Here is a 14,308-nt window from a genome sequence, read left to right on the forward strand (position 1 = left end):
TGGACGGTCTCAGGCCAGCTTGTCGCCCGGACGCCTCAGCGCCAATCCCACGGCCACCGCGGCCATGGGCGCCACGTCCATGATGAACGCGGGGTCGAACTTGCGGTTGTCCACGTCAATCTTGCGGAACGGATTGAGAATCTCGACCGGCACGCCCGTGCGCGCCTCGATGGTCTTGAACAGGGCGGGAATCTTCGCCGTGCCACCCGACAGGTAGACCTTGGTGAAGTTCGAGTCCGCCGCCGTGCCGGCGTAGAAGTCCAAGGAGCGCTGGATTTCGCCCGCCACCTGCTCGGCGACGCTGGAGAGCACGCGCTCGACCTCTTGAGGAACAACGGCGTCCGCGTCCGCGCGGTTTCCGCCGATCTTCAGCGCCTCCGCCTCCTCGTAGGAGACGTTGAGCTGCTTCTGGATTTCTTCGGTGAACTGGTTGCCACCGATGGTGACGTCACGGGTGAAGACCGTCACGCCGTTGGCGATGATGTTGATGTTCACCACCGACGCGCCCGCGTTGATGAGGACGACGGTCTCCTTCTCCGGCAGGTCGTAGTTGACCGAGAACATGTTCTGGACGGCGAACGCGTCCACGTCCACCACCACCGGCGCGAGGCCCGCCTCGGAGACCACGGTGGTGTAGTCGTTGATCATGTCCTTCTTGGCCGCGACCAGCAGCACATCCATCTGACCGGTGGCGTCGTTGCCGCCCCCGTCGAGGATCTGCGTGTCGATGTTCACGTCCTTCACGTCGAAGGGGATGTACTGCTCGGCCTCCCACTGGATGCTCTCCTCGAGCTCCTCCTGGGACATGCGCGGCATCTGAATCTTCTTGATGATGACCGAGTGACCGGACACGCCGATGGCGACGTCCTTGCCCTTCACCTTCAGCTCGGACATCAGCTCCTGGACGGCCTGGACGATGGCCGTGGAGTTCATCAAGGCGCCGTCGACGATGGCCTCCGGAGGCAGCGGCTTCATGCCGAAGCTCTGCAACGCGAAGCCCACTTCGCCGCGCTTGCGCTGCTCCTTGAGCAGGATCATCTTGATGGAGGTCGATCCGATGTCCAGACCGAGTGCCAGTTTGCCCTTCGCCATGCTTGACTCCGTCGAGAGGCAGCCAGCGTAGCACTGGCCGTCAACCCCTCCTAAAAAGTGCCCGAAGCCCGCCTGCTCGCCGCCCGGTCGGGATCCCTGCCGTATCTGCTGCGCCAGGCCCCCCACCACGGTCGCGGAGGCCCGATTTTCCGGCCCCGGCGGCATTCCGTCAATCGGCCCCGTAGAATCTTCCAGGTCATCCCCGGTCGGCCTCCGCGTCCGGGTCGATGCCGTACTCCTTGATCTTGTAGAGCAGCGCCCGGTGGCTGATGTCCAGGACCTCGGCCGCCCGAGTGCGGTTCCCCTTCGTCTGACGGAGGGCCGCGCGGATGTAGGACTCCTCCAGGTCGCGAATGGCCCGCTTGAGCGACAGGTCGCTACCCGCCTGTGGCACCTCGTTGCGGCCTGTCCCAGACGACGCGGGTGAGGGCGCGGCCCACAGCCTTTCGGGCAGGTTGGCAGGGAGGATGTGCGGGCCATCCGCCAGGAGGACGGCGCGCTCCATGGCGTTCTCCAGCTCACGCACGTTGCCCGGCCAACCATAGGAGGACATCAGCGCCTCCGCCTCCGGGGACAGGCCCTCCACCGGAGACTCCCGGTTGAGCTCGCGGTTGAAGCGTTGGATGAAGACCTTCGCCAGGAGCGGCACGTCCTCGCGGCGCTCTCGCAGCGGAGGCACCCGCACGTTCACCACGTTGAGGCGGTAGTAGAGGTCCTCGCGGAACTCCCCCTTCTCCACCAGCTTGCCCAGATCTCTCAGCGTGGCGGCCACCACGCGCACGTCCACCTTCTCCACCCGGCTCTCCCCCACCGGTCGGATCTCCCCCTCCTGCAACACACGCAGGAGCTTCACCTGCGCGGGCAGCGGCAGCTCCCCCACTTCATCGAGGAAGAGCGTGCCCCCGTCGGCCTCCGCGAAGAGTCCTCGCTTGGCCGTGCGTGCGTCGGTGAAGGCGCCCTTCGCGTGACCGAACAGCTCGCTCTCCAACAGTCCGCCGGGGATGGCGCCGCAGTTGACGGCGACGAACGGGAGCGGCGCGCGAGGGCTGCGCGTGTGCAGCTCCCGGGCGATGAGCTCCTTGCCCGTGCCGCTCTCGCCGCTGATGAGCACCGTGGTGTCCACCGGAGCCAGGCGCGCCACCTGCCTCAGCACCGCTTGAAGCGAGGCGCTCTCGCCGAGGATGTGTCCCTGGGGAACCACGGGGACACCGCCCTGCTTGAGGCGTCGGTTCTCCCTCAGCAGCCGCTCGCGCTCCTCGGCCTTGCGCAGGGCGAAGACGATCTCCTCGGGCTTGAAGGGCTTCTGGACGTAGTCGTAGGCGCCCGCGGATACCGCCTCCAGCGCTTGCTCCTGCGAGCCGTAGGCACTCATCACCACCACGGTGAGCTCCGGGTGGGCCTCGCGCGCCTCGCGAAGCAGCGTGAGGCCATCCTTGCGAGGCATGCGCACGTCGCTCAGCAGGACGTCGTAGTCGCGCGCCGCGAGCTCCCGCAGCGCCTCATCCCCGTCAGCGACGGCGCGCACGTCGTAGCCCTTGTCAGTGAGCACCAACGTGAGGATGTGCCGGATGGAGGGCTCGTCGTCGGCGACGAGGATGGAGCGGAACAAGGACATGAGGGGCCTTCCAGGGTCATCATCCCCCAGTCCCAGCGGGGGGCATAGCTTATGACCGCGAGGTGACGCCGCCCGCTTCCACACCCACGGCGGGCAGGGACACGGTGAAGCACGCGCCGCCCTCGGGGAGGTTCTCCGCGCCCAGCCGTCCGCCCATCACCTGAACCAGCCGCAGCGACACCGCGAGCCCCAGGCCCGTCCCCTGACGTCCCTTCGTGGTGAAGAAGGGCTCGAACAGCCGGGGCATCACCTCGGGAGGGATGCCCGGGCCCTGGTCCCTCACGACGACCCGCGCCTCGCCCCCCTCGAGTCGCGCGACGACCCGCACACTCCCCTTCCCGCCCATCGCCTGCGCCGCGTTGAGCAGCAGGTTGATGAGGATCTGCGACAGGGGTCCCGCCTCCGCGCGCGCCACCACACCGGGCTCCAGCGCCAGGTCGACCGTCACCCCCGCGAGCTCCGGAGCGGCGCGGACCAACCGGACACAGGTCTCCACCACCGAGCTCACGTCCACCGGGCCCGGAGATGCCGTCTCCGGCCGACCCAGGTCCAGCAGACCTCGCACGATGCGGTCGATGCGCTGGACCTCCTGGTCGATGCGCTCCACGTAGTCCTTCAGCTCGGGCGTCGGCGCCTTCATCCGCACGAGCGACAGGTAGCCCAGGATGCCCGCGAGGGGATTGCCCACCTCGTGCGCCACGCCGGCGGCCAGCCGCCCCACCGTCGCGAGCCGCTCGGACGTCACGAGCTCCGTCTGCGCTCGCGCGAGCCGGGTGTTGGCTTCGCGCAGGGACTCGACTTGAGAACGGGTGAGGGCCTGCTCCTCGCGCAGCGCTTCCGCCAATCGCTGCAGCGCCCGCTGCATCCGCGACAGCAGTGGCCCTCCTTGAGTGGGCGACAGGTGCGGGTCCCACTCGAGCCGGCCCAACTGCTCCACCATGTGCTCCGCGGAGCGCAGCGGACGGCCCACCGTCAGGTACAGCACCGCGTAGGCCAGCAAGGTGAGCGCGACCAGGTCCAGTCCGAGTGCGAGCGGCAGGAAGCCGCGCACCTGTGCCAGCACCTCCGCGTCGGGCGACCCGGGCGCGGCCAGGCGACGCCCCAGCTCCAACAACCGGATGAGGACGGGCTGAAGCGACAGCCAGGAGAGTCCCGTGCAGAGAGAGCCCAACAGGAACGCCACGCTGGCGATGCGCCACTTCATCGCGCGCCTCCGCGCATCATCTCGAGCCGCCCAACAGCAGCGCGATATCCATGGGCAGCACCCGCGCCATCCACGGTCCCAGCAACATCACCTCCAGACCCGCCAGTGCCAACCAGGGGCCGAAGGGGATGTTGGTGGGCCCAGGCACCCACTCCTCTTCCTCGCCCGTCTCCTCATCGAGTGGCGCATCCGGGATGGGCTGGAACAGCAGGCACCATGGAACCAAGGCAAGCCGCTTCCAGACAGGCAGCCCCGGCCGGGTGAACTCCCAGGTCATCGTGAGCTCTGGAGGTTCCGCGGCGTCCGCGGGCGGGGCCTCGCCTGTTTCAGGGGTCGGCGGCGGAGTGCCCTCGGGTGCGGGAGGAGTCGACGGGCCCGCGCGCCCCGTGAACGCCAGCATCGCGAGGCCCACCACCGCGCCTTGCAGCGACGACAAGAAGAGGATGCCGAGGAGCGCGCGCCAGGAGAGGAACGCACCGAGCAGCGCGACGAGGAACTTGTCGCCTCCGCCCAGCGCCTCCTTCCGGAACGCCTTCCATCCCGCGTACTCCATCAAGCGGAACACGAGGAAGCCGATGACCGCGCCCAGCGTCGCGTCCACCACCGCGTCCGAGCCACGCGGGAAGGCGAGCACCAACCCCGCGGCGATGCCGGGGATGGTCAACGAGAACGGCAGAATCCAGTGCGCCAGGTCGATGAACGTCAGCGGAACCAACAGCGACACGAGCACCAGCGCGGGCAGCAGCTCGTACGTCCATCCGAACCGCATCAAGCACGCGAGGAAGAGCAGCCCGGTGAGCAGCTCCACCAGCACGTAGCGCACGGAGATGGGCGCGCGGCAGCCTCGACACCGGCCCCGCAGCGCGACCCACGAAAGAACGGGAATGTTCTCGTACCAGGACAGGACGTGCCCACACTTCGGGCAGCGAGAGCCGGGTCGGACGATGCTCAGTCCTTCGGGAACGCGGGCGATGACGACGTTGAGGAAGCTGCCGATGCAGAGGCCGAGGACCAGGAGGAAGGCGGTGAAGGCAGGCCCGGCCCAGGTCGGCACGAGGGAGGAATCCGTCACGGAGCCCGGCATCCTAGCGTCGAGGCACGAGGAGGGCAGCATCGCGGATCGACGAATTCCGTCAGCCGTGGTGACAAAATTTGGCAGCTCGAGGAACAGCCAGGCGAGGAGCCTGGGGCCCGCGCATGGGAATTCACCGGTTTGGGCCAATTGTTGGGCATGGCACCGTTCGTGCTATGACCCTCGGCTGTCGTCCAACCCCCCTCCTGCACCTGCGGAGCACTCCCGACATGCTGAATCGTCTGATGAAGAAGAAGGGTGGCTTCACCCTCATCGAGTTGATGATCGTGGTCGCGATCATCGGCATCCTGGCGGCCATCGCCATCCCGAACTTCATTCGCTTCCAGGCCAAGTCCAAGCAGTCGGAGGCGAAGACCAACCTGAAGGCCATCTTCACGGCCCAGAAGGCGTACTTCGGCGAGAAGGACAAGTACGTCAGCGACTTCAAGGTCGTCGGCTTTGATCCGGAGCCGGGCAACCGCTACACCTACGGCATCAACACCTGCGCGCCCGCGGCCCAGGCTGTCTCCGCGCGTACCTACACGGCTGGCTGCATCGGCCAGGACTTGGCGCGGTTCACGCAGACTCCGACTGGCAACAACGCCCTGACCCCGGGCATCAACGGCGACTGCCCGAACTGCTCCTTCAACGCGATCGCCATCGGCAACGTCGACAACGACGAGGAAGGCGACACGTGGGGCATCACCTCGATTGCCACCCCCCCCACCTCGCTGCAGAACACCTGCGGCATCGACCCGCCGGGCTCCATCAGCGGCGGCGAGCCGGGCAACGCCTACAACGACGTGAGCTGCCCGTAAGCAGTTCGTTGCGACGCGGTCCTCCACTTCGACATGCCGTCGCGTAGTATTCACGGGATACCTGAGCGTCTTCAGGTGTCCCGTGTTTCTTCTTAGGGATGTGATGCGCAAGCTGCCAATCGTGCTCCTGGCTGCTGGACTGGCCTTGGTCTTCGTCCTCTCGAGCCGGCCTCTCCCTCCACCTCACCTGGGTGATCGCCCCTTCTTGCCTCGCGCCGGATTCCTCAAGGTGCTGTTCAAGGCACAATTGGGACTGGTCGCCGACTACTTCTGGGTGATGACCATCAACCGGGTGGGCTCCGCGAGAAGCGTGTCCGAGTACCGCGACATCTACTACTACGCGGACCTCACCACGGACCTCGACCCTCGCTTCTCGAAGGTCTACACCTTCGCGGGGATCACCATCCCCATCCAGCTCGAGCGCGAGGAGTATGCAAACGTCGCGTTGTCTTCGCGCATCCTGCGCAAGGGCCTGGCCAACACGCCCGAAGACAAGCGCATCCACTTCCAGCTCGCCTACAACCTCATCTTCTTCGAGCACCGCTACCAAGAGGCCGCCGCCCTCATCGAGGAGCTCTCGCGCGAGCCCGGTGCTCCCGAGTGGTACTCAGGTCTGGCGACACGGCTCTACGCCCAGGCCGGAGACTTCGACACCAGCCTGGGCCTGGCCCAGATGATGCGCGACAGCGCCGAGGATGACGAGACGCGCGCCCACTACGAGCGCCGCGTGAACGAAATCCTCCAGGAGCAGGCGCTCCAGCAGGTCGACAAGGCCATCCAAGCCTACAAGACACGCACGGGGGCGCTGCCAGGCAACCTCGAAGCCGTCGTCGCGGCCGGAGACCTCAGGGAGCTTCCCGCCGACCCCTTGGGAGGACAGCTCTTCCTCGGACAGGACGGCCGGGCCTATTCCTCGGCAGCCCGATTCCGGCTGGAGCTCATCTACAACGAGAAAACCGCGGACGGGGAACGCCTCGTGCCCAAGCCCATGGACTCGAAGAACGCACCATGACTCATCCCAGCCCTGACGCTCCGCCCATCCAGGTCCGAGGCCTGTCGAAGACCTACAAGGTCGGCTTCTGGTTCAACCGCACGGTCCGCGCCCTCCAGGGCCTGGACCTCGAAGTCGGTACCGGGCAGATCTACGGATTGCTCGGCCCGAACGGCGCCGGCAAGTCCACCACCATCAAGATCCTGATGAACCTGGTGCGGCCCAGCAGCGGCACCGCGACCTTGTTCGGGCAGCCCGTCGACCGCGCGGCCACGCGCAGGCTCGTGGGCTTCTTGCCCGAGAACCCCGCGCCCTATGAGTACCTCACGGGCCGCGAGTTCGTGACGCTCGCCGGGCAGCTGTGCGGCATGAGCGGCCATGAGCTCGACCTGCGCGTGAAGGAGGTCCTGGGCGCGGTGGAGATGGGCGCCGCAGAGAAGCTCCAGATCCGCCGCTACTCCAAGGGCATGGTGCAGCGCGTGGCGCTGGCGCAGGCCCTGGTGGCCAAGCCGAAGATGCTCATCCTGGATGAGCCCACCAGCGGCCTGGACCCCGTGGGGCGCCGGCAGATGCGCGACCTCATCCTCGCCGAGCGAGAGCGCGGCACCACGGTGCTGTTCTGCAGCCACATCATCCCGGACGTGGAAGCCCTGTGCGACAGGCTGGCCGTGCTCGTCGGTGGCCGCCGCGTGCGCGAAGGCAGCGTGCAGGAGCTGGTGTCCGCGCAGGTCCCCACCGTGGAGATGGTCGTCGAGGGGCTCAAGCTGGAGCAGGTGAAGAGCATGGGCCAGGACCTGACGACCACCCAGTCCCTGGATGGACGCGTGCGCGTGCAGGTGTCCGATGCGCAGAGCCAGCGGATGCTGAGCCTGGTGCTCGCCGCCGGGGGACGCGTCAACAGCCTCCAGGCTGCTCAGTTCTCACTGGAGCAACTCTTCATGGATGCCCTCAAGGACTCTGGACGGGCGACGAGCGTCGGCGGGGAGATCAACACATGAGCGCGTTTGGCGCGATGGTCTGGAACGGCTTCCGGGAAGCACGCCGAAACCGCGTGACGGTGGTGGTGGGTGCCTTCGCCGCGGTGGTCTTGCTGTCGTCCACGCTCGTGACGGAAGTCACGGTCGCGACGTTCGACCGAGTCCTCACCGACTTTGGCCTGGGGATGATGAGCCTCATCCTCGTCTTCCTCACCATCTTCCTGTCGAGCGGGCTGCTGAGCCGGGAAATCGAACGGCGCACCATCTTCCTCGTCGTGAGCAAGCCCGTCTCGCGTACGCAGTTCCTGCTGGCGCGGCTGGCGGGCAACATGCTGACGCTCGCGGTGCTGATGGGCGCGATGATGCTCATCTTCGCCAGCCAGCTCATGCTCTTCGATGTGGGCATCAGCTCCGTGCAGCTCGTCGCGGTGGCGGGACTGTGGTTCGAGCTGCTGGTCCTGACGAGCGCCGGAATCCTCTTCTCCAGCTTCGCGGGCCCCGCGGTCTCGGCCATCGCCACGACCGGCATCTACTTCGCCGGCCACCTGGCCAATGACCTCTACGACATCGCCAATCGGCTGGATGCGGGCTCCGTGAAGACCTTCGCCACGGGGCTCTACTACCTGCTGCCGAACCTGGAGCGGGTGAACTTCCGCCCCCATGCGACGTACGCCCTGCATGTGGATGCCGCCACCTTCCTCTCGGGTGCCAGCTACGCGATGGGATGGGCCGCGCTGTTCACCGCCGTGGCCATCTTCATCTTCGAGCGACGCGACTTCCGCTGACCCCGGGCGCCTCCGAAGCCGACGAGTCACGCTCGGCTTCGGAGATGCTCAGGGCGTCGTCCCCAGCGCCATGCGCGCCTGCTGCAGTCCACGGCGCGCGGGCTCGAGCTCCGGACGCAGCCGCAGGGCTTCCTCGAAGGGAGCCACTGCTTCCGCGGGCCGCCCCAGCTGCAACAACGTCCGGCCCAACTCCAGGTGGGAGTCCGCCCGGTGCGGCGCCAGCCGCAGTGCCTCCTGGAACCGCAGCAGCGCCTCGTCCAGCCGCTTCGCTCGCCGGAGCGCGAGCCCGAGGTTGTGGACCACCACCGCCGCGGAGGGGCGAAGCTGCAGCGTCCTCTCGAACTGGAGGATGGACTCGTCGATGCGACCCAGGAGCGCGAACGCCACCGCCAGGTCGCTCTGGATCTTGTAGTTGCGAGGGAACGCGTGCGCGGCGATCTCCAGTTGGGGCAGCGCCTCCTCGGCGCGCCGCACCTTGAGGTACGAAGCGCCCAGATAGGCACGAAGCATGGGCTGCTCCGGCACGGAGGCCACGCTGTCTTCCCAGAGCGAGATGTCATCGTGCCAGACAGGCACTCGCCAGAGCGTCATCACCGCGAAGATGGCGACAACGCCGCCCGCGACGAGCTTCAGCGCCCGCGCGTGCTCACGCCACCGCTCCAGGCCCGCTCTCAACCCGACAGCCACGAGCAGGCAGAAGCCGACCGAGGGGAGATAGAGGAAGCGCTCCGCATAGGACTCCACGCCTCGGAACTGGAGCAGGAAGATGGGCAACAGGGGCGCCAACAGCCACACGGCACCGGCAAAGGCGGCGCTTGCCTCGCGACGCTTCCACCAGAGCACCGCCAGGAGCCCGGCGAGCAGCACCGAGCCCAACGCCACGTGAGCCGGCGTGGGAAGAACCCGCAGCGGGACGGTCGACACGAGGGGATGCGGCCAGAACAACTTGCCCATCAACTTCCCCGCGAGGGCCAGCGTGTGCACAGGGTACATCCCCGCGTGCCCCGCCCCCGCCGGAACCGGAAGGGACGCACCCACCGCGTTCAACCGGAACGCCGCGTACCCCATCAGCCCCAATCCCAGCGGTGCATACCGGAGCACCCACCCTCGAAGTCCGGGGCTCGCCGGGCGCACGCCCGCCGCACGGTCCGTGGCCCAGAGCACCACCGGGAACACGATGGCGACTTCCTTGAACATGAGTCCCGAGAACCACAGCAGCGCCGCGCCCACGGCCCGGCCCCACGACGCGGGCCCCGCCACCATGAGCCGAACCCCCAGCAGGACCAGCACCGTGGCCGACACATCCATGCAGCCACTCACCCAGGCAGCCGCTTCCGTGTGCACGGGATGTACGGCGAAGAGCAAGGCTCCCGCCAGCGCCGCCCACTCCGCTTCCGCGGTGAGGCTCCCATCGGAGCGCCTCAGGCACATCCTCAGCAACCACCCCACCCCCACCGAGGCCACCGCATGCAACAACATCAGCATCAGGTGGTACGGCCAAGGCGTGGTGCCGAACAACGTGCGACCCACGAACAGCAGCACATGGGCGAAGGGCCGGAAGTACGCCTCCGCGGGGCTGCGGTCCGACTGCTCGATGGGCGAATCCTCGAAGGCGAACAGCGGATTCACGAAGGCATCGCCCAGCCTGTCGAGTGAGCGCAGCCACGGATTGTCCACGACGAGCGGGAGGTCGTCGTAGACGAGCCCGTTGCGCAGCGTCCCCGCGTACACCACCAACGCCGTGACGAAGATGAGCAGGGACTGGAGAGTGGGTCGGAAGGAGCTGGAGCGCACAGCGGAGGATTCCATGAACGGCCTCGGAAGCTCAGGGCCAGAAAGACAAGGTGACGGCGACCTCTCGTCGAGCGTCGCGCCTCAACGTGCCCCCTCGTCCGTCGCGGTGGCGGGCACTGGCACGGCATCCAACGGCACCAGGCGGAAGGGGTCTGGAGACTTGCCCGGCACCATCCGGAAGAAGCGCCGGTCCGGGAACTGGGGACGCAGCTTCTCGGCGAAGCCCGGTCCGTCATGCAACACGATGACATCCTGGTCCTGGTCCGGGCGCGGCGGAGTCCACTCGAACACGAAGCTGCCCACCTTGCGGAACGCCGGCACCTGATTCCAGGCCACGCCGTACTGCGGCGCCAACACCACCGCGCGTCCCAGCCCCGCATCGCTCAGGAACGCGTCCATCGACTCATGGATGCGAGCCTGCTCCCGCAGGGACAACGCATTGCGCGCGCCCAGGATGCCCAGCCCCACCACCAGCGCGCCCAGCACGCCCGCCATCACCGTCGCGCGAGGCAGCTCCGCCTTTCGCGCCACGTCGACCAGCCGCTTCAGTCCATGCACCGCCACCAACGCCAGCGCCGGAACACATTCCGAGTAGTGGATGGGCCCCACCGAGTGGATGCCGTGGTTGTCATGGAACAGGCCCAACCCCAGCAGCGACAACACGGACAGGAGCAACAGCTTCGTCAGCCGGTCCCACGACGCGCCCGCGCCCACCAACAACATGCCCACGGGCCCCAGGAACCAGACCCCCAGCATCAACGCGTTGTAGCTGGTGTTCCCACCAAAGCGCTCCCACAGCGACCCATCATGCGCCGAGAGCTTCGCCGGGAACGTGTACATGGACACGCGCGCGGGCAGCAACGCCTCACCCGTCACCGCGTGGTTGAAGGCGAGGAACGCCACCAGCGCCGGCGCCCAGCCGAGCACCAGCCCGCCCAGGCACGCGCCCACGGGCAGCTCCCGACGCACCAGCCTCCACAGCACCCAGAGATAGAACGGAGCCAGGAAGAAGACGGACTCGAAGGGACGGCACAGGAAGGCCACGCCCCCCATCGCGCCGAACCACGTCCACCAACGCCCGCCCTTCTCCTCCGCCTGGAGGTAGAACACCACCGCCACGGACAGGGCCGCACGCGACAGCAGGTGCGCGTGCGAGGTCATGGACAGCAGCGCGGACATCGGAGACAGCAGCACCAACAACGCGGCCACCGTGCCCCAGGCCGCGCCCAGCCGACGCGTCACCACCCACGCCACCGCCACCGCGGGCACCGCCGCCGCGAGCGAGAAGACGAGCGACCCCGTCCCCGTCAGCTCGCCGAACGCCCACGCCAACTGCAGACCCAGCCACTCGAAGCTGGAGCCCATCCCATCGCGGACGTAGAAGAAGAGCGTGGGGAAGGCCTCGATGGGGTCCGTCAGCTTCACCAGGACCCGGCCGCTGGCGAGCACCTGCCCCCCGAAGCGAGCAGCCTGCTCGTCGTCCGTGAAGGGCCGGTCCAGCAGGAACACGGCGCGCCCGATGCGCGCGGCCAGGAAGGCCACCACCCCCACCAACAGCGCCCCCGCCGTCTTCTCCTGCGCCGTCAGCCCCTCCAGCCGCCGCCACAGCCGGACCGCCGGCCCGGAGGCCCAGTGCGCCACCGAGAGGCCCAGCAGGACACCGCCAGGCACCAGGAGCAAGGCATGGCCCAGCCACTGGTACAGCTCACCTGTCGTGCTGGCGCTGAAAGGGGGGTGATAGGAGATGGTCAGCCCGGGGGCTGTCATCTTCAGCCCGAAGAAGGCCGCCACCAGAAAACACCCCAGGGCACCTTGAGCCACCGAGGTCCATCCCGTACTGCCACGAGCCGAGGTCATCGACTCCGTGGGGTAGCACACCCCTCGCGCGCCGAGCAAAGCCCCAAGCACGGCCGCGAGGACGGATGGAGGGCAGGCAAATGACTCACCTCGCCCGCCCGCGCCAACCCCAGATGGCCTCGGGTGCCTCGGGCCCCAGGTGGAAGAGCACGTCCAGCACCGTCACCGAGTGCTCGAACGGAGGATGGTGCTGCGGGTACTCGGGGTACCCCGCGTAGTCCTTGTAGGTGAGGCCGATTCCCGCCGCGTCGAACGCTTCCTGGCGCAGGTAGTCGCGCGCCGCGGGCCCGGAGACGTAGTGCGTCGCCCCCGCCTGCTTCAGCACGTCGAGGATTCGCTCCTGCTTGGTCCCGGTGAGCGTCCACTCACGGGAGTCTCGGAAGCGCGTCTGGAGGCCCAGACACTCCTGGGCGATGCGCCGCACCAGGAACTGGTTCAGCTCCGACAGGTGCGTCCACGTCCGCTCCAGGTACACCTCACGCAAGAGCGGTGCATACCGTTCGAAGTGCGGCGCGCTTCCGTACTGGTGGCGCAGCGTCTCCCAATGCTTGCGCGCCCAGGAGTGCTCCTCGATGCGCACGTCGCAGATGCGCCGTGACGTGCTGGAGCCCACCGGCACCGTGAGCCACACGGGCCCCTGGGGCGTCTTCACGCGATTGCGATTGCGCCAGTCCCGGTGCGTGTACTGCACGTCATCGTAGAAGATGAACGTATCCACATCGTGGATGATGTCGAAGTAGCCCTTCCAGGGCAGGTAGTTGGACTGGATGATGGCGACGGTGTGCCGGGGGCCGGCTAACACCGGAAGTCCCTCACGGCGGACACCACCGTGGCCTGCTCCGCTTCCGTCATCGTGCTGAAGAAGGGCAGCCGCACCAGCCGGTCACTGACGTCCTCCGTCACCGGGCAGTCCCCCGCCTTCCCGCCGTACTTCCTCCCCATGTCGGAGAGGTGCAGCGGCAGGTAGTGGAACACGGCGTTGATGCCCTGCTGACGAAGCTGCTGGATGAAGCGCGTGCGGACGTCCAGCGACGGCATCAACAGGTAGTACAGGTGGGAGGCATGGTCGCAGTGCGCGGGCACATGCGGCTGAACCACGCCCTGTGCCGAGGCCCAGCCCGCGAGCTCCCGGTGGTACGTGTCCCAGATCTCCCGACGGCGGGTCTGGATGCGCTCGCGCTCGCACAACTGCCCGTAGAGGAAGGCCGCCAGCAGGTCCGACATGACGTAGCTGGAGCCGATGTCCACCCACGTGTACTTGTCCACCATGCCTCGGAAGAAGCGGCTGCGGTTGGTGCCCTTCTCCCGGATGATCTCCGCGCGCTCGGTATACCGCTCGTCGTTGATGAGCAGCGCTCCGCCCTCTCCGCAGCTCACGTTCTTCGTCTCGTGGAAGCTGAGCGAGGAGAAGACGCCGAGAGTCCCCAAGGGGCGCCCGCGATACGAGCCGAAGAGGCCATGCGCGTTGTCCTCCACCACGGCCACCCCACGCCGCTGGGCGATGTCCTGGATGGTGTCCATCTCGCAGCCGACGCCCGCGTAGTGGACGGGGACGATGAGGCGCGTGCGCTCCGTGATGAGCGACTCCAGCTTGTTCTCGTCCAGGTTCAACGTGTCCGGCCGCACATCCGCGAAGACGGGGCGGGCCCCGCGCAGCGCGAAGGCATTCGCGGTGGAGACGAAGGTGAAGGACGGGACGATGACCTCGTCCCCGGGCTGAAGGTCGAGCAGGAGCCCCGCCATCTCCATCGCATGCGTGCAGGAGGTCGTCAGGAGCGCCCGCTTCACCCCCAACGCTTCTTCCAACAGCGCGTGACACTTCCGCGTGAAGCCGCCGTCCCCCATGAGGTGGCTGTTCGCCAGCGCCTGCTCGATGTACCGGGCTTCGTTTCCGAGCATCTGCAGCCGATTGAAGGGAATGGTCATGGCGTCACGATGGGGAAGTCGGGAGGGTCCCCAGGCTACAGCACCCACGCGTGCGCCGGGAGACGACTTGCCCCCTCGGCCTCCAGGCCGCCGGAGCCCGCGTCAAGCGACGCACGGCGGCCAGGCGGGCACACTCCCCCAGCGACAGGCCCGGAGAACGAGGTAGGCTTCCCTCCG

General features: G+C 67.6%; 12 protein-coding genes. 4 read left to right on the forward strand and 8 right to left on the reverse strand.

From position 1 onward, the window contains the following. Window positions 1–9 precede the first annotated feature (9 nt). The 4 genes from pilM to MYSTI_RS31610 all read right to left on the reverse strand — a co-directional run bounded on the left by pilM (window position 10) and on the right by MYSTI_RS31610 (window position 4,983). Window positions 10–1,092 (reverse strand): type IV pilus assembly protein PilM, encoded by a 1,083-nt coding sequence (pilM, locus tag MYSTI_RS31595; protein WP_044281774.1) that lies wholly within the window; start codon window positions 1,090–1,092, stop codon window positions 10–12. Window positions 1,093–1,288: 196 nt separating this feature from the next. Beyond that, a complete protein-coding gene (locus MYSTI_RS31600) occupies window positions 1,289–2,707 on the reverse strand; it encodes a sigma-54-dependent transcriptional regulator (protein ID WP_015351890.1) in 1,419 nt (472 codons plus the stop codon). A 49-nt stretch (window positions 2,708–2,756) separates the two neighbouring features. Beyond that, window positions 2,757–3,911, reverse strand: coding sequence for a sensor histidine kinase (locus tag MYSTI_RS31605; RefSeq protein WP_015351891.1), 1,155 nt, complete (start codon window positions 3,909–3,911; stop codon window positions 2,757–2,759). 16 nt (window positions 3,912–3,927) lie between these two features. Continuing rightward, window positions 3,928–4,983, reverse strand: a complete 1,056-nt coding sequence (locus tag MYSTI_RS31610; RefSeq protein ID WP_044900789.1) for a prepilin peptidase — start codon at window positions 4,981–4,983, stop codon at window positions 3,928–3,930. Between the two features lie 245 nt (window positions 4,984–5,228). Between MYSTI_RS31610 and MYSTI_RS31615 the strand changes: the two genes are divergently transcribed. From MYSTI_RS31615 to MYSTI_RS31630, 4 genes are all read left to right on the forward strand, one after another. Beyond that, a complete protein-coding gene (locus MYSTI_RS31615; RefSeq protein ID WP_201769030.1) occupies window positions 5,229–5,801 on the forward strand; it encodes a type IV pilin protein in 573 nt (190 codons plus the stop codon). A 103-nt stretch (window positions 5,802–5,904) separates the two neighbouring features. After that, window positions 5,905–6,813: a tetratricopeptide repeat protein gene (locus MYSTI_RS31620; protein ID WP_015351894.1), complete on the forward strand. Its 909-nt coding sequence runs from the start codon at window positions 5,905–5,907 to the stop codon at window positions 6,811–6,813. Next, window positions 6,810–7,790, forward strand: coding sequence for an ABC transporter ATP-binding protein (locus MYSTI_RS31625; protein ID WP_015351895.1), 981 nt, complete (start codon window positions 6,810–6,812; stop codon window positions 7,788–7,790). Before MYSTI_RS31620 ends, MYSTI_RS31625 begins: the two co-directional genes overlap by 4 nt. Beyond that, the gene (locus MYSTI_RS31630; RefSeq protein WP_015351896.1) at window positions 7,787–8,554 is read left to right on the forward strand and encodes an ABC transporter permease; all 768 of its coding nucleotides are present in this window, start codon (window positions 7,787–7,789) and stop codon (window positions 8,552–8,554) included. The genes MYSTI_RS31625 and MYSTI_RS31630 overlap by 4 nt, the downstream gene beginning before the upstream one ends. Window positions 8,555–8,602: 48 nt before the next feature. Here MYSTI_RS31630 and MYSTI_RS31635 read toward each other — a convergent pair whose 3' ends face one another. The 4 genes from MYSTI_RS31635 to rffA form a co-directional block, all read right to left on the reverse strand. Beyond that, window positions 8,603–10,363: a tetratricopeptide repeat protein gene (locus MYSTI_RS31635; RefSeq protein WP_015351897.1), complete on the reverse strand. Its 1,761-nt coding sequence runs from the start codon at window positions 10,361–10,363 to the stop codon at window positions 8,603–8,605. Window positions 10,364–10,429: 66 nt separating this feature from the next. Then, a complete protein-coding gene (locus MYSTI_RS31640) occupies window positions 10,430–12,169 on the reverse strand; it encodes a glycosyltransferase family 39 protein (RefSeq protein WP_015351898.1) in 1,740 nt (579 codons plus the stop codon). A gap of 121 nt (window positions 12,170–12,290) precedes the next feature. Further along, window positions 12,291–13,007: a WbqC family protein gene (locus tag MYSTI_RS31645; RefSeq protein WP_015351899.1), complete on the reverse strand. Its 717-nt coding sequence runs from the start codon at window positions 13,005–13,007 to the stop codon at window positions 12,291–12,293. Beyond that, complete coding sequence (rffA, locus tag MYSTI_RS31650; protein WP_015351900.1) at window positions 13,001–14,131, reverse strand: dTDP-4-amino-4,6-dideoxygalactose transaminase; 1,131 nt, start codon at window positions 14,129–14,131, stop codon at window positions 13,001–13,003. The genes MYSTI_RS31645 and rffA overlap by 7 nt, the downstream gene beginning before the upstream one ends. Window positions 14,132–14,308: the final 177 nt, after the last annotated feature.

Source organism: Myxococcus stipitatus DSM 14675, from assembly GCF_000331735.1.
GTDB classification, from domain to species: Bacteria; Myxococcota; Myxococcia; order Myxococcales; family Myxococcaceae; genus Myxococcus; species Myxococcus stipitatus.

Coding starts and splice junctions, on each gene's coding strand:
- pilM (WP_044281774.1), bottom strand. CDS start 1,092: ATGGCGAAGGGCAAACTGGCACTCGGTCTGGACATCGGATCGACCTCC.
- MYSTI_RS31600 (WP_015351890.1), bottom strand. CDS start 2,707: ATGTCCTTGTTCCGCTCCATCCTCGTCGCCGACGACGAGCCCTCCATC.
- MYSTI_RS31605 (WP_015351891.1), bottom strand. CDS start 3,911: ATGAAGTGGCGCATCGCCAGCGTGGCGTTCCTGTTGGGCTCTCTCTGC.
- MYSTI_RS31615 (WP_201769030.1), top strand. CDS start 5,229: ATGAAGAAGAAGGGTGGCTTCACCCTCATCGAGTTGATGATCGTGGTC.
- MYSTI_RS31620 (WP_015351894.1), top strand. CDS start 5,905: ATGCGCAAGCTGCCAATCGTGCTCCTGGCTGCTGGACTGGCCTTGGTC.
- MYSTI_RS31625 (WP_015351895.1), top strand. CDS start 6,810: ATGACTCATCCCAGCCCTGACGCTCCGCCCATCCAGGTCCGAGGCCTG.
- MYSTI_RS31630 (WP_015351896.1), top strand. CDS start 7,787: ATGAGCGCGTTTGGCGCGATGGTCTGGAACGGCTTCCGGGAAGCACGC.
- MYSTI_RS31635 (WP_015351897.1), bottom strand. CDS start 10,363: ATGGAATCCTCCGCTGTGCGCTCCAGCTCCTTCCGACCCACTCTCCAG.
- rffA (WP_015351900.1), bottom strand. CDS start 14,131: ATGACCATTCCCTTCAATCGGCTGCAGATGCTCGGAAACGAAGCCCGG.